Annotated in this window: 24 protein-coding genes; 23 read left to right on the top strand and 1 reads right to left on the bottom strand. The window is 36.8% G+C overall.

Annotated features, from left to right (window positions below; genetic code table 11):
* The first annotated feature begins 17 nt into the window (after window positions 1-17).
* The 23 genes from TEPIDINF_RS10830 (at window position 18) to TEPIDINF_RS10720 (ending at window position 24978) form a co-directional block, all read left to right on the top strand.
* Window positions 18-779: an IclR family transcriptional regulator gene (locus TEPIDINF_RS10830; RefSeq protein WP_421691980.1), complete on the top strand. Its 762-nt coding sequence runs from the start codon at window positions 18-20 to the stop codon at window positions 777-779.
* 9 nt (window positions 780-788) lie between these two features.
* Window positions 789-1769, top strand: coding sequence for an ABC transporter ATP-binding protein (locus TEPIDINF_RS10825; RefSeq protein ID WP_421691979.1), 981 nt, complete (start codon window positions 789-791; stop codon window positions 1767-1769).
* Window positions 1769-2761, top strand: coding sequence for an ABC transporter ATP-binding protein (locus tag TEPIDINF_RS10820; protein WP_068726536.1), 993 nt, complete (start codon window positions 1769-1771; stop codon window positions 2759-2761). The genes TEPIDINF_RS10825 and TEPIDINF_RS10820 overlap by 1 nt, the downstream gene beginning before the upstream one ends.
* Window positions 2762-2783: 22 nt before the next feature.
* Window positions 2784-4358, top strand: coding sequence for an ABC transporter substrate-binding protein (locus TEPIDINF_RS10815; protein ID WP_068726534.1), 1575 nt, complete (start codon window positions 2784-2786; stop codon window positions 4356-4358).
* A 118-nt stretch (window positions 4359-4476) separates the two neighbouring features.
* Complete coding sequence (gene nikB / locus TEPIDINF_RS10810; RefSeq protein WP_068726532.1) at window positions 4477-5412, top strand: nickel ABC transporter permease; 936 nt, start codon at window positions 4477-4479, stop codon at window positions 5410-5412.
* Entirely contained in the window at window positions 5409-6335 is a 927-nt protein-coding gene (locus TEPIDINF_RS10805; RefSeq protein ID WP_082732523.1) for an ABC transporter permease, read from the top strand. The genes nikB and TEPIDINF_RS10805 overlap by 4 nt, the downstream gene beginning before the upstream one ends.
* A gap of 97 nt (window positions 6336-6432) precedes the next feature.
* Window positions 6433-9699, top strand: coding sequence for a M14 family metallopeptidase (locus TEPIDINF_RS10800; RefSeq protein ID WP_082732522.1), 3267 nt, complete (start codon window positions 6433-6435; stop codon window positions 9697-9699).
* 14 nt (window positions 9700-9713) lie between these two features.
* A complete protein-coding gene (pcp, locus tag TEPIDINF_RS10795) occupies window positions 9714-10331 on the top strand; it encodes a pyroglutamyl-peptidase I (RefSeq protein WP_421691978.1) in 618 nt (205 codons plus the stop codon).
* Window positions 10332-10495: 164 nt separating this feature from the next.
* Window positions 10496-11248: a sensor histidine kinase gene (locus tag TEPIDINF_RS10790; RefSeq protein WP_068726527.1), complete on the top strand. Its 753-nt coding sequence runs from the start codon at window positions 10496-10498 to the stop codon at window positions 11246-11248.
* Between the two features lies 1 nt (window position 11249).
* Window positions 11250-11642 (top strand): response regulator, encoded by a 393-nt coding sequence (locus TEPIDINF_RS10785; protein WP_235589115.1) that lies wholly within the window; start codon window positions 11250-11252, stop codon window positions 11640-11642.
* Complete coding sequence (locus tag TEPIDINF_RS10780) at window positions 11636-11950, top strand: helix-turn-helix domain-containing protein (protein WP_476471655.1); 315 nt, start codon at window positions 11636-11638, stop codon at window positions 11948-11950. Before TEPIDINF_RS10785 ends, TEPIDINF_RS10780 begins: the two co-directional genes overlap by 7 nt.
* Before the next feature lie 20 nt (window positions 11951-11970).
* Window positions 11971-13224, top strand: coding sequence for an SLC5/6 family protein (locus TEPIDINF_RS10775; protein WP_068726525.1), 1254 nt, complete (start codon window positions 11971-11973; stop codon window positions 13222-13224).
* Window positions 13225-13266: 42 nt separating this feature from the next.
* Entirely contained in the window at window positions 13267-14172 is a 906-nt protein-coding gene (locus tag TEPIDINF_RS10770; RefSeq protein ID WP_068726523.1) for an acetamidase/formamidase family protein, read from the top strand.
* A gap of 16 nt (window positions 14173-14188) precedes the next feature.
* Window positions 14189-15559 (top strand): APC family permease, encoded by a 1371-nt coding sequence (locus TEPIDINF_RS10765; RefSeq protein WP_068726521.1) that lies wholly within the window; start codon window positions 14189-14191, stop codon window positions 15557-15559.
* Window positions 15560-16263: 704 nt separating this feature from the next.
* Window positions 16264-17358 (top strand): sugar ABC transporter substrate-binding protein, encoded by a 1095-nt coding sequence (locus TEPIDINF_RS10760; protein ID WP_068726519.1) that lies wholly within the window; start codon window positions 16264-16266, stop codon window positions 17356-17358.
* A 90-nt stretch (window positions 17359-17448) separates the two neighbouring features.
* Window positions 17449-18969 (top strand): sugar ABC transporter ATP-binding protein, encoded by a 1521-nt coding sequence (locus tag TEPIDINF_RS10755; protein WP_421691977.1) that lies wholly within the window; start codon window positions 17449-17451, stop codon window positions 18967-18969.
* A 3-nt stretch (window positions 18970-18972) separates the two neighbouring features.
* On the top strand, window positions 18973-19977 hold the full coding sequence (locus TEPIDINF_RS10750) for an ABC transporter permease (RefSeq protein WP_068726515.1): 1005 nt from the start codon (window positions 18973-18975) through the stop codon (window positions 19975-19977).
* Window positions 19978-20005: 28 nt separating this feature from the next.
* Complete coding sequence (mtnK, locus tag TEPIDINF_RS10745; protein ID WP_068726512.1) at window positions 20006-21235, top strand: S-methyl-5-thioribose kinase; 1230 nt, start codon at window positions 20006-20008, stop codon at window positions 21233-21235.
* A 67-nt stretch (window positions 21236-21302) separates the two neighbouring features.
* The gene (locus TEPIDINF_RS10740; RefSeq protein ID WP_068726510.1) at window positions 21303-21713 is read left to right on the top strand and encodes an extracellular solute-binding protein; all 411 of its coding nucleotides are present in this window, start codon (window positions 21303-21305) and stop codon (window positions 21711-21713) included.
* Entirely contained in the window at window positions 21641-22429 is a 789-nt protein-coding gene (locus TEPIDINF_RS10735) for an extracellular solute-binding protein (protein ID WP_082732520.1), read from the top strand. The genes TEPIDINF_RS10740 and TEPIDINF_RS10735 overlap by 73 nt, the downstream gene beginning before the upstream one ends.
* A 17-nt stretch (window positions 22430-22446) precedes the next feature.
* The gene (gene mtnA / locus TEPIDINF_RS10730; RefSeq protein WP_068726506.1) at window positions 22447-23493 is read left to right on the top strand and encodes an S-methyl-5-thioribose-1-phosphate isomerase; all 1047 of its coding nucleotides are present in this window, start codon (window positions 22447-22449) and stop codon (window positions 23491-23493) included.
* A 39-nt stretch (window positions 23494-23532) separates the two neighbouring features.
* Window positions 23533-24321 carry a DeoR/GlpR family DNA-binding transcription regulator gene (locus TEPIDINF_RS10725; RefSeq protein ID WP_068726504.1) on the top strand — a complete coding sequence of 263 codons (789 nt, stop codon included), beginning with the start codon at window positions 23533-23535 and terminating at the stop codon, window positions 24319-24321.
* Window positions 24322-24336: 15 nt separating this feature from the next.
* Window positions 24337-24978 (top strand): L-fuculose-phosphate aldolase, encoded by a 642-nt coding sequence (locus TEPIDINF_RS10720; RefSeq protein ID WP_068726502.1) that lies wholly within the window; start codon window positions 24337-24339, stop codon window positions 24976-24978.
* 449 nt (window positions 24979-25427) lie between these two features.
* On the opposite strand, the gene TEPIDINF_RS10715 is transcribed toward TEPIDINF_RS10720, so the two are convergent.
* The gene (locus TEPIDINF_RS10715; protein ID WP_421692166.1) at window positions 25428-25586 is read right to left on the bottom strand and encodes an IS3 family transposase; all 159 of its coding nucleotides are present in this window, start codon (window positions 25584-25586) and stop codon (window positions 25428-25430) included.
* Between the last annotated feature and the right edge of the window lie 6 nt (window positions 25587-25592).

Here is a 25592-nt window from a genome sequence, read left to right as displayed (position 1 = left end):
GTAATGGTGGTTTAGTGATGGATTACAGGAATAAAACCGTATTAAAGGGACTAGAAATACTTAACTATTTTAGACAGTATGAACAATTATCAATAGCCGAGATGGCCAGAATGACTGAATTACCTAAAAGCACATTACACAGAATGGTTGTAACTCTTGAAAGTGAAGGCTTTTTAAGAAGAGTTGATAATAGTCAACACAGCTATAGTTTAGGTTTGTCTTTATTGGAATTAGGATACCTTGTTGAGCAACGATTAGAAATTAGAAAAGCTGCCTTTTCGGCGATGACTAAACTAAGGGATCAAGTGAATGAGGCTGTCAATCTCATTGTAGTTGATGGGAATGAAGCCGTTTATATTGAAAAAGTAGATACCTCTCATCCAGTGAGAGTGTATACCCGTGTAGGAAGAAGGGCTCCATTATATGCAGGAGCGTGCCCAAGAATTTTATTATCGTACATGGATGATCAAGAAATTGAACAGCTATTTAATAAGTTTCAATGGCAAAAAATTGCCAATGGAACGATTGTTGATAAGGATTTGCAATTAAAGATGATTGCTCAAACGAGGGAATCGGGGTATACAGTTAGTTATAATGAACTGGAAAATGGATCAGCAGCAGTAGCGATGCCAATCAGAGACTATACTGGAAAGGTCATTGCGGGTTTAAGTATCGCAGGTCCAATAGATCGTTTTGATTCAAATAGACTTCCTAGTTTAATCCAAGAACTAAAAATCGCCGTCAATGAAATTTCTAGAAACATGGGATTTAGAGAATGAGGTGAGAAGATGGGACAGCATTTACTAGAGGTTAAGGAGCTCCATGTAAATTTTAATTCCAATGAACAAGACTTGAATGTGATAGATGGTGTAAATTTTTACGTAAAAAAAGGAGAATCGCTAGGGATCGTTGGCGAATCAGGGAGTGGAAAAAGCGTTACCTCTTTATCTGTAATGGGTTTACTTCCTCTTAACGGTAAAGTTAAGCATGGAAGTATTCAATTTAAAGATAAAAATATCGTTAATCTTAGTAAAAAAGATTTAAGAAATATTAGAGGCAAAGAAATAGCTATGATTTTCCAGGAACCGATGACTTCCCTAAATCCAGTCTATACCGTAGGGTCGCAAATCATTGAGGTAATTAGGACACATAAAAAAGTTTCCAAAAAGGAAGCAAAAGAGCATGCGATTAAAATGCTTAAGCTTGTAGGAATACCAAGGGCTGAACAAGTGGTTGATGAGTATCCACATCAACTATCTGGTGGGATGAGACAAAGAGTGATGATCGCCATGGCGATGTCATTGCATCCTGAGTTATTAATTGCGGACGAGCCTACAACCGCATTAGATGTCACCATTCAAGCTCAAATCTTAGATTTAATGAAAAAGCTACAAAGAGAAATGGAAATGTCCATTATTTTGATTACACACGATCTTGGCGTTGTGTCTGAAATCTGTGATCGAGTAGTGGTAATGTATGCAGGACAAGTGGTAGAAGAGGCAGAAATCGATGACTTATTTGATCATCCTAAACATCCTTATACAATTGGTTTAATTGAGTCAATCCCTACTTTAGAAGAAGAAAAAGAATATCTTTACTCCATCCCTGGTACGGTTCCAAGCCCTGATCAAATGCCATCAGGTTGCCGTTTTGCTCCTCGATGTAGCAAAGCAGAACAACGTTGTTTTCAGCAAGCCCCACCGATGATCCAACTTAAGGAATATAGTCGGGTTAGATGTTGGCTATATGAGGAACAGGGGGTGAAGTAATGAATGAGAAATTAACGGATGATTCTAAAGAGATACTTTTAGAAGTCAAAGGATTAAAGAAATATTTTCCGATTAAAAAAGGTTTATTAAGGAAAACTGTTAATCATGTCAAAGCGGTAGATAACTTGAATTTTTCCATTTTTAAAGGCGAAGTATTTGGTTTAGTAGGAGAGTCTGGATGTGGTAAAACGACTACTGGGAGAATGATAGTTCGCTTACTAGAACCGACTGAAGGAGAAGTGCTTTTTGAAGGTAATAATATCTTAGAATTAAATCAGCAAGAATTACGGAAAAAACGTAAAGATTTTCAAATTGTTTTTCAAGATCCATTTGCATCTTTAAATCCACGGATGACCATTGGTGAAATCATTGAGGAGCCATTAGTGATCTTCAATCAGCTAGAAGCAAAGCAAAGAAAAGAAAGAGTGAAAGAGCTCCTTCAAGTGGTTGGCTTGAAAGAAGAACATATGGACCGCTTTCCCCATGAATTTAGTGGTGGACAGAGACAAAGGATCGGAATTGCTCGGGCCCTAGCCTTGAATCCTAAATTGATTGTGGCAGATGAACCCGTTTCTGCCCTAGATGTTTCCATTCAATCACAGGTTCTTAATTTACTCAAAGATTTACAAAAAAGGTTTGCTTTAACATATCTTTTCATTTCTCATGACTTAAGTGTTATCAAACATTTGTGTGATCGCATTGGGGTAATGTATTTGGGAAGGATGGTGGAGCTTGCTCCAAAGAAGGATCTCTACTATGAACCTTTACATCCTTATACCAGATCATTATTATCTGCGGTTCCTACGACCAATCGAAGAGCAAAAAAAGAACGAATCATCTTATCAGGGGATGTACCAAGTCCGGCTAACCCACCTAGTGGTTGTCCATTCCATACCCGTTGCCCTGAGGTGATGGAGATCTGTAAAGTACAAAGACCTGAATTTCGACAAGTAAATAACGGGCATTATGTCGCCTGTCATTTATATGAATAAAATAAATAAGGGGGAAAAGCAGATGAAAAGAATAACGATGGGTATTTTAGCATTAGTCTTGGTTTTAAGTATGGTATTAGCTGGCTGTTCTTCAAATACGGCTACTGAACCTGCAAAAGACGAAAAACAAAGTGAACAACCCGCAACTGCAAGTAAAAATGAAATTACCATTGGTGTGGTTGGGGATCCTCACAATTGGGATCCTATTGATACTTTCTTACTGGATTGGAGTACGATTGCAACATCCGTTTTTGAAGGCTTAGTCGATCGTACAGTTGATCTAAAAATTCAACCAGGCTTAGCAGAATCTTGGCAGTTTTTGGATGATCAAACACTTCAATTTAAACTTCGTCAAGGGGTTCAATTCCACAACGGTGAACCATTTAATGCTGAAGCTGTCAAATTTACCTTTGACCGATTACTTGGTGAAGAAGGTAAAAAAGGACCCCAGCAGGCAAACTATACATCGATTGACCATGTAGAAATCGTTGACGAATATACCGTTAACTTTATTCTTAAAACTAAAGACCCGGTATTGCTTACTAAATTAGCCGGTTATGGTGGGGTAATCGTACCACCGAAATATATTCAAGAAAAAGGTGACGAGTATTTTAATGAGCATCCAGTAGGCACTGGCCCATTTAAAATGACGACTTATGAGAAAGATAACAAGGTAGTCTTAGAGAAAAACGAAAATTACTGGAAAGAGGGATTACCTAAGTTAGATAAAGTGACATTCCGAATTATTCCAGAGGCAACAACAAGATTAGCTGAACTACAAACAGGAGCCATCGATGTGATGAAGGCAGTAGCGATTAGTCAAGCTGCGACAGTTGAAAAGGAGGAAAAAGTAGACTTAGTACCAGTTGGCGCACCAACAGTTTATTCGATTCGATTTGATACATCTAAGCCACCTGTTGATAATCCAAAAGTTAGAGAAGCAATTGCTTTAGCTATTGATGCTGATACGATTATAGAAACTGTCTTAAATGGATACGGGAAACGGATCTCCACTTTCCAAAGTGAAATGTCCTTTGGTAACGATCCATCTCTTCCCTTTAGAGAATTTAATCCTGAAAAGGCTAAACAATTATTAAAAGAAGCAGGTGTTAAGGAAGGTACTGCCTTAGATTTTTACTTCCCTGGTAATGATGCAATCTTTAAAGAAGTCGCTCAAGCGGTTCAAATCTATCTTAAAGATGTAGGCATTCAGGTGAATATAAACCCAGTCGATAGCTCTACATTTATATCTGACCTAATTCCAAATGGTAAAGCAGGACATATGTATCGCCAAGGTTGGGGTGGCTGGACTTTAGACTTTGATAATACAGCCTATCTACTCTACCATAAAGGGGAATTCTGGAACCCAGATTTTTATGATGAGAAAGTAGAGCAATATCTCGCTGAGGAGCGTTCTACTTTTGATGAGGCTAAACGTTTGGAAGCCTTTAAGAAATTAGATGCAAGGTTGTATGAATTAGTACCAGATGTTCCACTATATCAATCCGTTAATCTCTGGGCTGTCAGTAAGAAAGTGAAGGGATTTACCCCTCCAGCAGATGAGAGAATTCGTTTAGAAGAGGTTACCGTAGAATAAGTGAATTTGTAAAATAAAAGATAATATAGGTTTTGTAATATTTTAATTAGCTAGAAAAGAGAGGGAGGATGGGAGTTAATCTTGTCCTCCCCATATAGTCTAAAGGGGGGAGAATCAGTTGGCAGCATTTATTGTCAGAAGAATTGGACATAGTATATTAGTGGTCTTAGCATTATCATTACTTATTTTCTTTGCCATTCGCCTTACAGGAGACCCTGTTGCAGTGATGTTTCAAGCAGGTGAACCGACAAAAGAGGCCATTGATCAATTACGAACCCAGTTAGGATTGGATCAACCGCTTTATATCCAATATTCAATATTTCTTAAGAAGCTAATTGTTGGAGATTTAGGAGAGTCATTTAGGACTGGTGAAAAGGTCATCACGATGATCTTTGATCGAATGACTGCAACCTTATTACTAGCTATTGCTGGGCTAGCCATCGCTTTATTGATCGCTTTACCGGTTGGGGTCCTATCTGCCGTGAAAAAAGGAACAAGTGTTGACTTTTTTGGACGGATCTTTGCATTATTAGGGATTTCTTTTCCTAACTTTTGGTTAGGAATCATGTTTATTTTAATTTTTGCTGTTCGTTTACAGTGGTTTCCGGCATCAGGATATGAAGGAGTCAAATATTTATTTTTACCTGCATTTACCCTTGGCTTAATTTTATCGGGGATTTTAGCGAGGTTAATTCGGTCATCAATGTTGGAGGTTCTTAATCAGCAATATATCAGTACCGCACGTTCAAAAGGGTTGAGTGAATGGTTAGTGATTATTAAACATGCCTTAAGGAATGCTTTAGTTCCTACTGTTACTTTTATCGGCTTGCAATTTGGGACGTTATTAGGCGGAACGGTCATTGTTGAACAAGTTTTTTCCTGGCCGGGTGTTGGCCGACTTTTAATCGATGCCGTGAATCAAAGGGATTTCCCTGTGATTCAAGGAGCAGTTATCTATTTAGCTTTAGTCATGGTTTTAGTTAATCTGTTGGTAGATATTAGTTATAGTTTTATTGATCCACGAATCAAAGTGGGAGGAGGGAAGAATGAATGAATACTGAGCAAACAAAAGTGCTAGAGGTAACAATAGTAAATGACACGTCTACCAAAACAAGCAAAAAGAAAAAGGCAGGAATATTCAAAAAAGCAACGAAAAATGTATGGGCCTTAATCGGAATTCTACTCGTTTTAATCAGTATATTATCGGCTACCTTTGCTCCAGTGATTGCACCTTTTGAACCAGATCAAGCTGATCTTAGAGCCCGTTTAGCACCTCCATCATGGGCGGATGAATCAGGTGAATCCCCCTATCTCTTAGGTTCGGATCAGGTAGGTAGAGACCTATTAACAAGAATTATATATGGTGCACGAATCTCCCTAATGGTAGGAATTATATCAGTTTTAATCTCCATGGTCATTGGAGTAATATTGGGCTTGATCGCCGGTTATTTTGGCAAATGGGCTGACGATCTCATAATGCGACTTGGAGATATTCAATTAGCCTTACCCTTTATCTTGATTGCCATTTTGATGATGGCGATTATCGGAAATGGTTTATGGAAGTTGATTATCGTCTTAGGAATTAGTAACTGGGTTGGCTTTGCTCGTTTAGTTAGAGGTCAAGTAATGTCCGTTAAAGAAATGGAATATGTTCAGGCTGCACGTTCAATTGGTGCTAGCCATATTAGAATTATGAGAAAACATTTGTTACCTAATGTGGCTTCTTCAATTATCGTATTAGCCACACTTAATGTTGCTGTTAACATTCTTTTAGAAGCCTCTTTAACGTTTATTGGATTAGGAGTTGATCCTTCCATTCCAGCTTGGGGAAGTATGTTAGCAGATGGACGTAACTATATCGATTCTGCTTGGTGGGTAGCTACCTTCCCAGGAATTGCTATCATGATGACCGTACTTGGCTTTAATTTGGTCGGTGATTGGTTGCGTGATGAATTTGATCCTAATTTAAAAGCCTAAGTGTAATAAATGGTGTATAAGAATGAAAGAGATAGTTTGCTAATGAAAGATAATAGAAGAAAGAATAGTCGAAAAGGTAGGGAGGAGGGAGTGAATCGTGGATATACGAAAAATCTTTACCACAGAAGGATTTTTGGCTGATCGCAATCAAGATGGAGTTACAGATGCTCTTACGGTCTCGGTTCAGATCGAGCAGCAACTGGTTGTTTATGGCATCATTGATTTTCTTGCACGACTTGGTTTAGAGACCAGTGAACTAACCTTCCCTATTATCGATAAACAATTAGAGGAAGGGGATTGGCTCTTCTTGATCCGTCAAAGAGACTATTTTGATTGGAGTAGAGAAGATCAAGACTTAGTCAATAGTGAGGCCAGTTTATTTTTGGATGAAGATAAGAGAACAGTAATCTTAGAAGGAAACAATGAAACAAGCATTGATAAAATGTTACGCTGGTTAGCTGCTTACTGGCCAGAAGGCGTCAGTTGTAACGAAGAACAAAGGATTACTAAACTGGAATGGCGATTAAATCAAGTGTTTGCCATCAACGATCATGGAGACCAAAGTCCAATTCAGATCACCAATGATCGCCAAACCGCTGATCAATTACCAAAAGAAAAAGAACGAGAAGAATTAGAATGGAAGCCACTCGATAGTTTAAGCCAATTATGGACAGAAATAGGTTTTTATCAAGGTGGACGTGTTGATCTAAATAGTCAACTAAACATAGGCTTCGAATTTAGTCTTAATCAACCACATCATTTTATGATTAAAGAAAGTGCTCATCTTGCAGCCAAATTAGGCTTATATGCCACTGGGATCAAATTTCCAATCACTGGGTTTGATCTAACTCAAGATAAAACCAATAAAAAAGAACTAATCTTTAAATTCATAGAATGTTCTCAACAAGACCAGCCAAAGGGAGATACTCCGAATGGTGCAGAGCTATTGCTTAGCCAACCAAGGCAAACCACTTCTGAATTGGATCATCAAGCGCTACTGCCTCAGATCATTGAACTCAAAGGGACTGCTGACGGTATCACAGCCATGATTCAATATTTGAATCAAACTTATCCAGTGGCAGAAGGGGGAAGTTTTGGACGCTGGGAACAAGAACTCCTAAATCAAGATCACAAACCAATAGATTTTCCATTATGGAAAAAGTGGGAGTGGCATAATCAAGGTGAACTCAATGATTTTAAACAGTGGTGGGAGCAGATAAAAGTAGAATTGCGAAAGAACTACTTTCATCATTCAACAGTTAATCAAATAGGAGAAGTTGAAGAGAAAGAATTTGTAGAAAGGATCAACCTAGAAGTTTTTCTTTCAGAACCTTATCAGATTCGCAAAGCTCTTGAAACTCAATTAGCTGAAGAACTAGCTCAGTTGTTTTCTACTACTAACAATAATACAATCACTGTTCATATTTATTCTGCCTATAAACCGGGATTCCATTGGATCAAAGAACAACTCAGTGAAGAATTAAAAAAATTACAAGTAAACCATTCAATTGATCGGCTCAAAATTTATTTTCAAAAGGAAACTCGTGAAAATGGATTAGAATTAGAGATTCGTTGGCTTCAAGAAATGTATCCCATTGATCAATGGTTAGAGAAACATTTAGGAATCCAACTTGATCACATTGAATGGGTCATGAAAGAAGATTTAGAAAGTACCTATTTTCTGGAAGCTTATCATGATTACCAATGTATAGGGACATGGAGTTTAAATGTACCAGTTGCACCAATGCTCTATTTAAATGATCAATATAGCTATCCAACAACTGGAAATGCTAGAATAATTTTGAATGAAAAAGAGATTAATGCAAAACAGATCTCGACTGACCGGGAACGCTTTTGGCGAGAATACCGATTTAACGTTTTACCTCAGATTGAAAAACTAATTCAAGAACAACTTAGTAAAGATACCTATATTGAGTCAGGTTTGAGTCCTTTGTTCCATTCCTTAGAAGTTCATGTTTGGCTTAGTGAGGAAGAAGAACGTTTAAATATCCAGGAAGAGAGAATTTCTGCTCTTGAAGCATTACATGAGGATCTTTACTTTTTTACGCTAGATTACTTCGCAGACTTAGGGAAACGGATAACGGGTCAGGAGTGGAATAGTCCCGGCGCGATAAAACCGTTCCTTCATTTAAACCAAAATCAAGCGCCAAAAGCAGAGATTATTCTACGTCGTTACCAACCAAGGCCAAAACGAAAGATGAAAACGACCAAGTTATGGATAGATCACCAAAACCCAGAGCAGCTGATTGCAGTAGTTGAAGAAGAAACGGATCCTAGACAAACACCGATTCAACATCAAGTGCCAATAAAAATCAATAATGATACCAATCATCATAAGTCTCAAGTCCATGTATTTGAGTGGACCGTAAAGCACTCTTTTGAGGGAAGACCCATCCAAGCGCTTGAAGTGACAAGTCATAGGGTTTCGCAATTTCGTTCTACTCATAAACTGTCTCTGTTTAAACCAACGATATTAATCGAAACAGGGCATCATGCAAATGAAGTTTCAAGTATGCCAGCGATTAAGGAATTGGTTACCGAAATCATAAATCAGCATCCAGATTGGCTTAAACGCGTAAATTTAGTCGTCATCCCTCAAGCGAATCCAGATGGAGTAGCACTTCATCAACGGTTGACGGCAGAACACCCAGAATGGAAGCATCATGCTGCACGCTTTAATGCAGTAGGCTTAGAATATGCGTACCATCGTTTTAAGGAGACCTTATTTGGAGAAGCTGAGGTTGTCCCAACCCTCTTTTATCGTTGGTTACCAGATGTAATAATTGATGATCATGGTATTCCTTCCCATGAATGGACTCAGCCATTTGCCGGTTACAATAGTCCACCAAGGTTTCCAGTCTCATATTGGATCCCGATTTCCTTAATCTATGGTATTACCAAAAAGCTAGATCAGGACAAATACCCGAAACATTACCAAATCTTACAACAAGTAATCAAGGAGATTAACCGAGGATTTGAACAATCTTCATTACAACAGAAAAATCGTCAATATCAATTGTTTTATCAACGATATGGTCATCAATGGTGTCCAGAGACTTTTCCTTTAGAAAAAGAGAGTGAATTAATTTTCTACGAATGGCCAACCCAAGTAGATCAAAAGTCGACCAGTCTGATTGCAAGGCATCCAGAATGGGTTACATTAGATATCATCTCCGAGGCGGCTGATGAAACCGTGTATGATCAAGCATTAAGAGAATGCATGGATGCTCATCAAGTTTTTGATCGTTCAATTATTGGCTGGATTGCAAACAGACCTCAGTCTGTGACTAAAATATCGAATAATGGTTGGATTCGCTGGTTTAGAAAAAGACCACTTCAATGATAGGAGGATAATTCGTGAAAAAATTACTATTGACAGGATTTGAGCCTTTTTTAGACTTTCCTTTTAACCCCAGTCAGGTGATTGCCAATCAATTAAATGGCAAAACGATTGGTCAATACCAAGTAGTAGGAAAGATCTTGCCTGTGGAATTCTCTCGTTCGGCAAAGGTGCTTTTAGATTATTTTTATCAAGAAAAACCTGATGTGGTTATTTCGCTGGGCTTAGCGGGGGGGAGGGATCGAATCACGCCAGAGCGGGTTGCCATCAACTGTAATGATGGTCCGAGAGATAATACAGGAGTAGTGCTGATTGATCAAGCGATTATAGAGGAGGCACCAGCCGCATATTTTAGCACGCTTCCGATCCGCAAAATGGTAGACCGATTAACCAAACATAATTTTCCTGCTGAAATTTCTAATAGTGCTGGAACGTATCTCTGTAATAATGTCATGTTCCAAATGTTACATGAAATTGAGTCTAAGAAACTTAATGTAAAATCTGGTTTTATCCATATACCTGCATCCTATGAGTTGGCGATTAAAAAGTCAAATCTGCCAAGTTGGCCGATGGAAGCTATGATTAAAGCGATAACCTTAGTGATTGAAGCACTTGATGCTGATGATGAAGCATGATAAAACACATATTGTTAGACGGATTCACGTACGGATCTATGAGAAGCGTATGATACGTTATTGATATAATCACGAAATTGCACGTTTTTTAACAAGATTGTTATGATTTGTTATGTTATTGCACATCAATGGTGATGTGCTTTTTTAAAAGGGAGATAAAAGGGATGAGTTTAAGTGTATTTACTTTTATTATAATGATTGGTGTATTATCACCCGTTTTGACTTTTATTTTATTTTTTTCTAGCGCTTACTTTGAACGGGAAGTCGAATACTCTGAAATTAAATATCATCAAGAACAATTGGAAAAAGAATTAGAATATAGTGAGTTAATTCAATTAAGTCAACAAATTCAACCTCATTTTCTGTCTAATTCTATTAATGCCCTATTATCTTTGGCAAGATTGGATCGAAAACAAGAACTTATCAAAGCTATCGAACATCTTTCTCTATTTTTACGATATAAATACCAAAACAAACAGTACCTTTCACAGATTAGAAAAGAGTTAGAGTATACAAAACATTATCTAGCGATTCAACAATTACGTTATGGGAAAAGGCTCTCGATACATTATGATATAGATGATGATTTATTAGACAATTCTATTCCACCATATCTGATTCAAACCTTAGTAGAAAATGCATTTAAACATGGGTTAGAAAAAAAATATGGGGATATGATATTGAAAATGATCTTACAAACTAAGAACAATCAACATCATTTGATTGTACAGGATAATGGACCAAATTGGGAAGAAACGGATCAAACAAAAAGGAAGTTGGGAATAGGATTACAAAATATTGAAAATCGTTTAAATCTACTATATCAGGATCAATGGAAATTAGAACTCATGCGTAAGGATGAGTACACTTGGATAGAATGCGTTTGGCCTATGGAAAAGAAAAAGGGGGACAAGTAACATGAACATTTTACTTGTTGATGATGAGCCCTTAGAATTAGAACAATTAAAATGGCTACTTCATCATCGTTATCCTCAGTGGAAATACTATACAGCCATTGATGCTATACAAGCATTAAAAATAAGTAATGAAACAGATATTCAATTAAGCTTTATTGATATTCATTTGCCTGGTCACTCTGGGTTTGAACTAATGAAAGAGTTTAGATCCCAAAATAAAGAAATAGGGATGATTATTGTATCCGCATATCAAAAGTTTGATTATGCCAAAGAATCCCTTAGATTAGGCGTATTTGATTATATTGTAAAACCGATTATTGAGGAAGAACTATACCAAACAGTAGATCAATATCTACATAACCATCCTGAAAAAAAAACTATTCACCTATTATAGAGAAAGCAATTTGGATTATTCATCATTCTTATAAAGAAAAGCTTACACTTGAATCATTAGCCAATCAAATTCATGTGAATCCCACTTACTTAAGTAGAAAGTTTACTGAAGAATTAGAAATGAATTATATAGATTATCTAAACCATTATCGTATTGAAAAAGCTAAACAAATCCTCATTCAATATCCGGATAAACCGATAGCTTGGATCGCTGATGAAGTTGGCTTTTCTTCCCAACATCATTTCAATCATATGTTTCGAAAATGGACAAATCGAACACCTAGTCAATATCGTAAATCATATAAATAAGAAGGGGTGAAGGGACGATTTTGGATTGGTCTTTTTTAAATCTAATCTTAATCTATTTGATTTTTTGGGTGTTCCAACATATTGGAACCCATTTAACTATTCGAAACTATATATTTGGAACCAGTACGTTTGGAATGAGTATTGGGGCGTTAATCCTCCTTTCCCATCTCTTAAATGGACAAATGATGATCATAAGCCTTTGGTTAATGAAGCAATATGGGATATGGGCAAGTTTTTTATATGCGATCTTAAGTGCGCTTGGGATCGGATGGATAGGAAGATTGGCTCGCAAAATAAGAACTGACATGGATCATAGTGAAACATTGATAGATCTATTAACGAAAAGATTATCTTCCAAAGGAACCTTGTTCATTCTGGGATTCCTGTTGATTGGAAGTATTCAATTTTTCTTGCTTCAAGGAATATGGATAGGATCAATCATGGAGAAGCTATTTTCCGTTCCTTATGGGCTCACAGTGGCCATTTTTTTCTTAGCCGCAAGCGTATTAGCAGGTTTAGGGGGATTTGACGCTATAAGAAAAATGTCCATTTTACAAATGACGTTTGTTTTGTTTGTCGCCATGTTTTTACCTATTTCCATCTTTTTAAGAAAAGGGATCGATACAACTTTTCAAGAGTTACAACATATACCTCATTTATTGGCTCCGTTAAAGTGGGAGGATAGCACTGTTTTTTCAATCATTCTAATCATCACTTTTTTTAGTTGGATCACAGATATTTCTTTGTGGCAAAGGTTTTTTTCCATCAAACCTGCTAAAATCTCTTCAAGTTTTAATTTAGCAGCATTTTCATGGTTTTCATTATCTATGGCATTTGTTACTTTAAACTTATTTACTGCAACTGAAGGTTTTGCAATTAATATCTTTTCATTACCTGCTTATTTAGTTGCGAAAAAACACCATTTGATCTTATTGTTATTCATGCTTTCAGTTTTTTCCGTATTAATGATGACTTGGATGACAAGGTTACAAGCATTTACTAGTCTATTCTTGGTTATTCGAGGTAGATATTCTAAACATTCTAGGGATATTATTCAAGAGGGTTATTTCTTTTCTTTAGGAATAGGCTTTTTCATGTTTCTTTTTTCCCTATTATTTAAACAAGAAGAAATAGATACCATACATTTTATGATTGTTTGGAATATGGTGATCGGTATATCCCTTTTCGTCGTTTTATTTACTCTATATTTTTTGAAAATTATAAAAATAGTAAAAAATGAACAAAGTTTAGCAAAAAAATCACAAAAAGAGTAGGGCTTATCTAAGTATACTTAGAAAAAAACGAGGAGGGATAAAATGAAGAAATCGTTAAGTTGTTCAACTGCTTCCATTTACTCATTTAGTGCCAAACATCAACCGATGCTAGAAGTAGAGGCAGGAACTCAGGTTGTATTAGAGACTTATGATTGTTTTACAAACCAGATCACTTCATCCGACACTCCATTCAACTCAATTGATTGGCAACAGATCAACCCAGCTACAGGTCCAGTTTTTGTAAAGGAAGCACAACCGGGAGATATTCTAAAAGTCACCATCGATGAAATTGAGCTTGCCGACCAAGGAGTGATGGCAACAGGCCCTGGTTTAGGTGTAATGGGAGACGAAATCAACACTTTTACCACAAAAATGATTTCTATTCAAAACGGAAAAGCAGTTTTCGATGAAGATCTACAGATTCCTTTAAACCCAATGATCGGTGTGATAGGGGTTGCCCCTGAAGAAGGGGATATTCCATGTGGAGCACCTGGACCTCACGGTGGGAATATGGATAACAAGATGATCACCAAAGGAGCTACTCTCTATTTTCCTGTTTTTGTCGAAGGCGCATTATTTGCTTTAGGTGATTTACATGCTGCGATGGGCGATGGGGAGATCGGGGTTTCTGGTGTAGAGATACCAGGGAAAGTGACTGTTACATTAGATGTCATTAAAGGTCAAAGTATTGCCTATCCGTTTTTAGAAAATGATGACGTCGTCACTTCTATCGTTTCCAAAGAAACATTAGATGAGGCTGTCAAGGGTTCAGTCAAAGAAATGGCAAATCGATTACAACCTAAGTTTGGACTTTCTGTTGAAGATTTAACGATGCTCTTAAGTGCAGTAGGACAGACACAAATCTGTCAAGTCGTAGATCCATTGATGACAGCTCGCTTTGTTGTTCCTAAATGGGTACTGCAAGCGAAAAAAGTAACGTTATTTTAAATAAGGGGGAAAGTCTATGGCAGGGGAAGAGAAAAAACAATCGATTGAATCATTTGGTTATAAACAAGAGCTAAAACGATCTCTTACATTCTGGGACTTATTAATCTATGGTATGGTCTTTATGGTGCCAATCGCTCCATTTGGTATTTATGGCTATGTTGCAGATACTTCAAAGGGAATGGTAGCATTAGCCTATCTTATAGGAATGGTAGGTATGGTTTTTACTGCCTTAAGTTACGCAAGAATGTCAGAAGCCTTTCCAATCGCAGGTTCCGTCTATTCCTATGCACAAAGAGGGATCAATGAGCATGTTGGTTTCTTTGCTGGATGGGTGATTCTTTTAGACTATATTTTAGTACCGGCGCTTCTTTATCTCGTTAGTGCAGCTGCTCTACAGGACATGATCCCAGGTATTCCTATCGCTGTATGGTTAATCATTTTCATCGGTACTAATACGATTATCAATATTTTAGGAATTGAAATCACTGCAAAGGCAAACAAGGTCATTGTGGTGTTAGAATTGATCATTTTAGCCGTTTTTGTTGTTGTTGGTTTAGTGGCTATTGCTAAAGGAGTGAATGGTGCGGAGTTTTCCATAAAACCAATCTATGATCCTAGCAATTTCAGCCTGGGTCTTGTCATGAGTGCAGTTTCTATTGCTGTATTAAGTTTCCTTGGTTTTGACGCCATTTCAACATTATCAGAAGAAACCAAAGGTGGAAGAAAAACAGTAGGAAACGCTACAATTGTATCTTTATTTGTGATAGGTGCTATGTTTATTATTCAAACATGGGTAGCTGCTCTGATATGGCCAGATTATACGACTTTTGACAATCTAGATGTGGCATTTTATCAAATCGCAGAAGTTGCAGGCGGAACTCCGTTAAAATGGACAACGATCATCGCAACAGCTCTTGCATGGGGAATTGCAGATGCATTAGTGGCCCAAGCTGCTATTTCTCGAGTTCTATTTAGTATGGCGCGTGATGAGAAATTGCCTAAATTCTTATCTAAAGTTCATCACAAATTCAAGACACCATATGCGAGCACACTTGTCGTAGCGATTATCTCATTAGTGGTTAGTCTAATCTTTGCTTCAAAAATTGATAGCTTAGCTTCATTAGTCAATTTTGGTGCTTTGACAGCTTTCTTATTCTTGCATGTTTCAGTAGTCAATTACTTTTTTATCAGGAAAAAAACAAAACAATATTGGAATCATTTAATATTCCCAGCTATCGGATTTCTAGTGATTGGATATGTTTGGGTAAATCTTGATCCTATGTCCAAAAAATTAGGTTTTGTTTGGATGGGGGTAGGTATTCTTTATATGGTAGTATTACGATTATTGCGAAAAGATACCTCTATTACTAAAGATCTAGATGCTTAAGACTTTACTAAAGCTTTGATCCAACTGCATTATTTAAACGGGCTCAAGCTGCCGCTATAAGGCGATTATTACTAACCATTAACCTTTATTGATAATGTGATAAAATTTGATAAATAAATTAAATGTGGGAGCATGATAATAATGAACTTAAAGGAAAAGAGTGTTTTCAATTTGCAGTAATGAAGATTAAGGATAGTTTTTACGCAGCTATAACACAGGTATATCGTGACTTAGGAGCAAAAAGATGAAGTTTGGAATACCAGAGAAAAGTATGAATTTAATTATTGGAGCTTTATCAAGGTGATCAGAGATAATTAACTATTAAGTTTAATTTGAATTTACAATAAGACCATTGACTGAAAAAATCAGTTGGTGGTTTTTTTATGTAAAATCAATATGTAAGCGCTTTAAAATTTTAGAAAAACAATGAAAACATAATCAAAACAACTAAAAACTAGCTCAAATGTAGTAAAAACATCGGAAATTTAAAATTGTATATAATATTATGAATGTTTATAATTGATTTAAATATGTTAGAAATAAACATAATTAAACACAACTTTACATTAAATGAATGCAAAATATGTTAAAAACAAACATAATCTGTAAAACAATTTTTTAGAAAGAAAGGAGTGAAAAGTACATAACAATAAAAATATCAAGCTAAGTCTAGAACAAATCAAAAATCAGAAGGGGGTAACAAAATGAAAAAAGTACTTGTCTTGTTGTTTTCACTTATGTTAGTTCTAACAGCTTGTGGTACAAACTCACAAACATCAAATGCACCGGCAGAAAAAATTGAAGGGGTACCTGATGGAGTTCAAGGGGGCAAAAAGGTTGCTGTTATTCGTAACCTTCCATCTGACGACCACACGAAACAATTTTTAGATGGGGCTAGAAGTGAAGGAGAATCGTTTGGTTTTAAGGTTGATACTTTTATTGCGGACAATGATGATGCAAAGTTTCAAGAATTAGTAGCCCAAGCTATTCAAAAGGGTTATGATGGGCTTGTCATTTCCCATGGAAAAAAAGATTATTCTTACGATATGTTAAAACCAGCGATTGACAAAGGAATTAAAGTTGTAACATTTGATACTGTCATTGATAAAAATGGACAGGGTATTCCAGAGATCACCACGACTTTCCAAGACGACTTTAAACTTGCTGAGCTTTCCCTAAATGAAATTGCAGCACTCTCAAAAGATGGTCAACCAGTTAAAGTGATAAAACTTTGGTTTGGCCCAGGAGTTCCCCCACTTGATAGACGGGAAACCATTTACCAAAAATTTGAGCAGGAAAATAAAATTAAGACACTTGAGATTATTGGACCTACCAATTTTCAGGATGTTCAAGGAGATATCGCTGCTAAGGTGAGTGCAGTACTCGCTAAATATCCTCCAGGTACAGTTGATGTGATTTGGGGTTCTTGGGACGAAATGGCTAAAGGTGGATTCAAAGCCATGAAGGACAATAATCGAATGGATATAAAACTAATCTCTATTGATATTTCTAATCAGGATATTAACCTAATGAGAGAAGAAGGAAGTACATGGATTGCTACTGCAGCTGTTGATCCACGCCTTATTGGTATTGTTGATATGAGACTTTTAGCTAAGAAGTTTGCTGGTGAAGAGACTCCAGATACTTATGACCTTGAAGCAAAACTAATTAAGAAGGATCAATTAAAGTCAGATACCAATATGACAAATCTCAATCTAGTGGTTGATGGTTGGGGAAAATCTGATGCCTTTAATGAACCATGGATGGATACTCTTCGCGCTAATTTTGCAAAAAAATAGATAAATAACGAGAGAGGAGGGAGTAATAATCCAATTTCCTCTCTTTTCTTAGCATTTTTAGTTTTACTTTATCTAGACGGGGTGGAAAACATGGAACAACCGAAACGATCCAAAATAGTAATGAAAGATATTTCTATCGAATTCCCTGGTGTAAAGGCTCTTTCAAACGTTCATTTTGATGTGGAAACTGGACGGATACATGCATTAGTAGGTGCGAACGGCGCTGGTAAATCAACTCTAATGAAAGTGCTTTCAGGAGCTTACGATCATTACACAGGAAGTATCTATATTGACGACAATGAGGTCAACATACGTTCTCCACGCGATGCAAAGGAATTAGGGATCGATATTGTTTATCAAGAAGTGGACACGGCGCTGATTCCATATCTTAATGTAGCAGAAAACATTATGCTTGATATCCTTGTTAATCAGATGAAAGGAAAGCAGTTTGTTAATTGGAAAGAAATACACAAAAAAGCTCGTAAAGTATTGGAACGTCTACATATTCAGATTGATACACACACATTGGTTCAAGATTTAAATCTTGCCCAAAAACAAATAGTATTAATTGCCCGTGCGATTGCTGAGGAACGTAGATTTCTCATTCTCGATGAACCAACGGCACCGTTAAGTTCTCGGGAGACTGAAGAACTTTTCCGCATTATTCGAGACCTTGCATACAATCACAACGTTGGTGTCATCTTTATTTCTCATCGGCTGCCTGAGCTATTTGAAATATGTGAAGAAATCACTGTAATGAGAGATGGACAGCTCGTTACTCGGCGAAAAATGGAGGGTTTAACGGCTAAACAGGTTGTCGAACTAATGCTAGGCAGAAAATTTGATGAGAATTACCAAAAAAATAAAGTGAATATAGGTGAGAAGTTTTTTGAAGTGAAGAATCTTAGCGAAAAAGATAATGCAGTTAAGAATATAAACATGTACGTCCGATCAGGGGAAATTGTGGGTATTGCTGGATTGGTAGGGGCAGGTAAGACTGAATTTTGCAAAACGATCTTTGGAGCATTACCTATTCATGAAGGAGAAATATGGTTAAGGGGTAAGAAATTAAATATTCATACTCCCTATTCAGCAGTAAAGCAAGGTTTAGCCTTAGTGCCAGAAGAAAGGCGTAAAGAAGGAGTATTGGTTGAGGAACCAGTATACAGTAACCTTACGGCAGCAAGCCTTTCAGATTTTAGTAGCCCCCTTGGGTTCCTAAAACCAAGAGTCGAACACGAAGCTGCAAAAAAAATGATTGTTGATCTAGGGATAAAAACGCCACACGAAAATCAGAAAGTGGCCTATCTTTCAGGGGGAAACCAACAAAAAGTTGCCGTCGGTAAATGGCTAATGGCTAATGCCGATGTATACATATTTGATGAACCGACAAAAGGTGTTGATGTTGGTGCCAAGCATGATATCTTTGAATTGATTGGTCGTATGGTAAGTACCAATAAAGGAGTTATTTATGCTTCCAGCGAGTTATCAGAAATACTAGCGATCACGGATAGAATTTATGTTATGTATGATGGAATGATTGTGAAGGAGCTTCTTACTTCTGAAACAAACGAAGAGGAAATACTCTTTTACTCAACAGGGGGTAATTGATCGATGCAAGTAAAAATAGAAAAAACAAAAGAACGTGAGATGAAGGGACTTACTAACTTCTTAAATTTTATTAATAAATGGGGTACGGTAATAGCAGTCTTTATCCTTATACTATTCTTCACAATAACCATGCCCCAATTTATAGCAACTTCTAATCTTTTAACAATTCTACGTAGTATTTCAATTGTAACGGTCATTGCAATTGGATTAACGATTGCTTTGACAGTAAATGGATTGGACTTATCAATTGGTTCCGCAGCGACCTTTTCTAATTCATTGATTGTATCTTTCTTTGTATGGTATAGCATGTCCACGTTTACCTCTATGTTCATCGCAATAGTGATAACTCTGACAGTAGCTGCACTTAATGCAATTTTAATTGTAAAAGTTAAAATTCCAGATATGTTAGCAACTTTATCTACTATGTTTATTTTTGAAGGGGTTGCTATGACCTATACTGGTGGGGGGTCGATTAGTGAGGGCATGCCAAGACTAGATGGAACACCAACAGTTGGTACTCTACCACCAATTTTTGAGAAGATCGGGCAAGCACCATATATTATCATCATCATGTTGGTTGTTGTAGTTATCGTTCATATCTTTCTTAACCATACTAAGCATGGCCGCTATCTTTATGTAGTAGGAGGGAATATGGAGGCCGCTCGTTTGTCTGGGATTCCAGTAGATCGTTATCGAACCATCGCCTACTTGTTATCCACCTTCTTTGCTGCGCTTGGTGGGATTATGATCGCATCCAGAATTGGTTCTGCACAGATCAATGCTGGTGCTGGTTATCTAATGCCAGCTGTTGCTGCAGCGTTTATTGGATCTTCCTTTGGTGGTTCAGGTAAGCCGAACGCTATTGGAACTTTTGTTGGGGCAGTATTAGTTGGTGTTCTAGAGAATGGTCTTGTAATGATGTCAGTTCCGTATTACTCATTAAACATCGTAAAAGGTATAGTACTTGCCCTTGCCCTTGCATCAACCTATTTCCGCAAAAGAAACTAAAAATTCTGATGGAGAGGAGAAATGTTTTATGTCTAAGTTCAATACTTACTTCTTAATGAAGCCAACAGATGTTATTGAATATGTGAAGGAGAAACTAGATTTATTTGAACCAGAAGCTGATTTAGACTGTAAGGAAATCGGTGATGGGAATTTGAACTACGTCTTCCGTGTATGGGATAAGAATACAAATCAATCAGTTATCGTAAAACAGGCTGGAGAGACTGCTCGTATTTCCGATGATTTTAAACTTTCCACAGACCGTAATAAAATTGAATCAGATGTGCTTCAATTAGAAGGGAAATTAGCCCCTGGACTTGTCCCTGTGGTTTACAAATACGATGAGATCATGAATTGCAGTGCTATGGAAGATCTATCAGATCATGTGATCATGCGCCAAGCTCTTATTGAACATAAAAAATTTCCTCTTTTTGCAGATCATGTCACCACATTTATGGTCAATACACTACTATTAACCACTGACGTTGTTCTAGAGCATAAGGAAAAGAAAGCGTTGGTAAAAAACTATATAAATCCGGATCTTTGTGAAATTACAGAGGATCTGGTTTATACAGAACCTTTTAATGATTATAAGGGACGTAATGATGTATTTCCACCTAATCTTGAATGGGTGAGAAGAGAACTCTATGAAGATCAGGAACTTCGTTTGGAAGTAGCCAAACTCAAATTTGAATTTATGACCAATGCCCAAGCACTTTTACATGGGGATCTACATACAGGATCTATTTTTATCAAACCTGACTCTACCAAGGTGATCGATCCTGAATTCGCTTTCTATGGTCCAATTGGCTACGATGTCGGTAACGTAATAGCTAATCTAATCTTCGCATGGGTGAATGCAGATGCCACCATAAATGATGTAGCTGAACGAGAAGATTATACAGTTTGGCTAGAGAAGACCATTGTTGATATTGTGAACATGTTTAATGAGAAATTTCTTAAAGCTTGGGAAGAAAACGTCTCAGAAGTTCTTGCCAAAGAAGAGGGTTTCGATAAATGGTACCTTGGAACTGTACTTCGTGATACTGCTGCTGTAACAGGTCTTGAGTTATCTCGTCGAATTGTAGGTCTTGCCCATGTTAAAGATATTACTTCAATTTCAGATAAAAATGCTAGGTTAAGAGCAGAGCGAATATGTCTCACTGCTGCTAAGGATTATATTAAAAAACGAGAGAGCTTTAAAACAGGTGAAGACTTTTTAGCAACTTTAAGAGAAGCTGTAAACAGGTTCCCTCGTTAAAAGAAATGATCTTGTTTATATATCAATAATAACTGTCCAATTCAAGTGTAAGGATGAAGGTGAAGTCATGAAACAAATCAAAATCCTAGCCGTAAATGATCCCGCAGTTTATGCCTATGTACGTGAAACAGAAAATGCAATCACGAAAACATGGGAAGAGGCAAACCAAGTAAAAGTAATCATTGATATTATTGATTGGGATCAATATAAAAATACTTTGGATGTTGCATTGAAAAATAGAGAAGGAAATTATGATATTATGATGAATCCAGGGAATTTTTGGCTTCCTGAATTGGTAGAGAAGCAGCTTATTATTCCCTTGGATGAATATTTGGATGATTATGATCTAAACGGAATTATAGAAAGTGTTCAAGACGAAATGAAATATAACGACCATATCTATATATCCCTTCTTTTTCAGATGGACACCTATTATTCTATCGAAAAGATCGATTTGAAGAGAAAGGGATCAAGATAAACAAAAAAACGGTGTCCATTCCTGAAATAAAAGATTTAGTAGAAAAGTATTCAAATAATAAACCGGTAATTGCCTTAAAATCGGATGTAACTGAAATATTACTAGATTTCTTACCCTTTTTATGGGAAAGAGGAGTGGAATTGTTAGATCAACCACCATTTTTCTCTGATGAAAAGAAAACAATCTTAGCGTTGGAAGACTATTTATCTTTTAAACCGTATTGTCCACAACAAGTTGAAAACTACGGAAACCTGCAAGTGAAGGAAGCTATTCAGAGGGGTGAAGTTGTCATAGGAGTTTCTTGGGGAGGGCAAGCGGCAGCTATCTTAAATCCTAATGAAAATCCATATTTTGACCAAATCGGATTTATGACTTATCAATATCCTTGTAATACCACATGGGGATTTGTAGTTGCAGCAAATAGTGCGAATAAAGATATAGCTATTTCATATCTCAAATATATATCAAACCAAGAAAATGATAAATTAGTAGGTAGAGTGAGTGGAGGACCTGTAAGAAAAACAACTTACCAAGATAAGAATGAAATACAATTTTGCCATTGGTATGAGGTTCAATATCACATGCTAATCAATGCGAAACATGTTCCGAAATCAGTTCATTTTGCGAAGGCTTCATCAAGTCTATATACTTTATTACATCGTTTATTTAAACAGGAAATCACTCCTAACGAAATGATGGAACTGTTAAAAGCTTAATAATAGGAGGAGAAACCATGGAGCAAATTAAATCGATTCAATGGGAAAATGAGAAATTAATTTTATTAGATCAAACCCTTTTACCTAATGAAATCGCTTATGAAGAATTTGAAACAGCAGAAAGTGTATGGGATGCAATTAAAGTGATGAAAGTAAGAGGAGCACCGGCGATTGGTGTTGCAGCAGCCTATGGTTTATATTTAGGAATTAAAAACGCTCCAGAAGACAGTTTTGAGGACTTTTATAAAGTTCTAAAAGAAAAGGCAGATTATCTAGCCACATCAAGGCCGACAGCAGTAAACTTATTCTGGGCACTAGAACGAATGGAAAATAAAGCTCTTGAAAATAAAGAGTTGCAAGTGGCACAAATCAAAGAATTGTTGCATCAAGAAGCAGTTGAAATTCATAAGGAAGATGAGGAAATCAATAGAAAAATAGGAGAGAATTTGTTAACATTATTAAAGGATGAAATGGGAATTTTAACCCACTGTAATGCAGGAGCCTTAGCTACAACCAAATACGGGACAGCAACAGCACCTATGTACTTAGCTAAGGAAAAAGGTTGGAACTTAAAAGTCTTTTCAGATGAAACAAGGCCAAGGCTACAAGGGTCTACTTTGACAGCTTTTGAATTGCAACAAGCAGGAATTGATGTCACTGTCATTACTGATAATATGGCTGCCATGGTGATGTCTCAAGGGAAGATTGATGCAGTTATCGTAGGCTGTGATCGAATTGCTGCTAACGGGGATACAGCCAATAAAATTGGAACATTAGGAGTGTCTATTTTAGCCAAACATTATAACATCCCATTTTATGTTGCAGCACCAACTCCTACGATCGATATGAAAACCGAAACAGGAAATGATATTCCAATTGAAGAAAGGGATTCATTGGAAATTACCAACAGATTCGGTGTACCTACAGCACCAAAAGATGTAAAAACATACAATCCAGCATTTGATGTAACTCCACATGAAAACATCACTGCAATTGTCACAGAAAAAGGAATTGTCTACCCACCTTACGCAGATAATTTGAAAAAACTATTCGACCAAAAATAACACAAAAACATTTCAATAAGAAGGATAAGGATCATTAAAATGACTGAATTACCTGATATCAGAAGAAAAAAAATCATAGAATTCCTATGGGAACATGACTACGCTGATGTAACTTCTTTAAGTAGTTTATTTAATGTCTCTGAAATGACCATCAGAAGAGATCTAGAAAAACTAGAGAGAGATGGAGACATTGTTCGTGTATACGGTGGAGCAAAAATTAAAATAAACAGCCCTTATGAAGCAACCGTCGAAGAAAGATTAAATACTAATAAGAAAGAAAAAATGGCAATCGCTAGAAAAGCAGCAGAACTGATTGAAGATGGTGATGTGATTGCATTTGATGCAAGTACAACTGCCCTCGAGGTAAGTAAATTAATCAAAGATCGGCAAAGACTCACAGTGATCACCAATAACATCAGTATAGCTATTGAACTATCTACCGCTACTCATATCACAACGATGTTACTTGGAGGTTCGCTAAGAGGGACATCTCTATCATTAGTAGGCGCCACGATAAGAAAGTGTTTAGAAGGAATCTATATCGATAAAGCCTTTATTTCAAGTAGAGCATTGAATTTTCAAGAAGGATTAACCGATATCACCATTGAAGAGGGAGAAGCTAAACAAGCCTTAATTGAAAAGGCTAATAAAGTGATTGTCATTGCAGACCATACAAAACTAGATAAATTATCCTTTTTCCAAGTTTGTGGGAAAGAAAGATTTAATACCATTATTACTGATAGATTTGAACCATTAACAAAAGAACAAGATCTAACGATAGAAGCGTTTCGCGAATACGGAATAGAAGTAATTGTAGCTGACAATTAAGGGGGATTAGATATCTTGTTATTAAAACAAGAAAGAGAACTCATTGTAGAATATGGGAAAAAGTTGATAACGAGTGGTCTCACAAAAGGCACGGGTGGCAATATAAGTATCTATAACCGAGATTTTAATTTAATGGCCATTAGTCCAAGTGGATTAGATTATTTTGAAATTTTGCCAGAGGATATTGTTGTTTTAAATTTAAATGGAGAAGTAGTGGATGGAATAAGAAAACCATCGAGTGAACTGGAAATGCATAGTATTTTTTATAGAAAAAGAGAAGATATCAACGCAATTGTTCACACCCACTCTCCATTTGCAACAACTATCTCAGCTTTAAATTGGAATTTACCTGCTGTTTCCTATTTAGTAGCCTATGCAGGTCCAAATGTAAGATGTGCCAAATATGCTACTTTTGGTACAAAAGAATTGGCCGAAAATGCATTTGAAGCAATGAAAGATCGAAAAGCTGTCTTACTTGCTAATCATGGTTTACTTGCAGGAGCGCATGATTTAATCAATGCTTTTAATATCGCTGAAGAAATTGAATTCAGTGCAGAAATCTATTATCGCGCCAAAAGTATTGGTAATCCAGTCATCTTATCTGATGAAGAAATGAAAGTTATGTTAGAAAAGTTCAAGACCTACGGACAAAGATAAAATCTAAATAAATAATGAGAAAAGAGCACCTATCTTTCATAATAAAAGAAGGTGCTCTTTTAGTATGCCACGCATGGCGATTAACTAGACGGTGAAAGTCCGTTATGGGGGTATGTAGCAACCAACCATTAGCCTAAGGCAAGGGTGTCCATCGTGAGGTGGAATCTGAAGGAAGCCGGCGGCAAAGTTCCGGCCCGAGGAACACGAACAGTATTAGGCGCAAAACGTGGGGTAAGACTGCTAAACAAGTCAAAGCCCGAAAGCTACACGGACACGTCAACGTAGATGCTGCGGGTACATGGAACGAAAGTGAATCGTCTTACCGTGGGAGGCCTCACGGACGGGTGGAAACAGAGTAAGAAACTCGGTTGAAACAAGACTTATCGTGAGGTGGTCTTATGTCAAGATTTCGGACAAGTTAAAAGTAGATATAATTCCAGTTTAGTAAATTAACACACTAAAGCATTTTCGAAATCATAAGGTGACAGCATACCACAATATTCATGAATTCTGACTGTATTATAAAAGCTCTCTATGTACTCAAATATTAGTTCATGTGCATGCCTAGTATCTTTGATGACATAACGATTCAACCATTCACGTTTTATTAAAGC

Origin of the sequence: Tepidibacillus infernus (genome assembly GCF_048898065.1) — a bacterium.
GTDB classification, from domain to species: domain Bacteria; phylum Bacillota; class Bacilli; order Tepidibacillales; family Tepidibacillaceae; genus Tepidibacillus_B; species Tepidibacillus_B infernus.
Note: the sequence above shows the minus strand (reverse complement) of the source record. Positions and strands in the feature narration are given on the sequence as shown.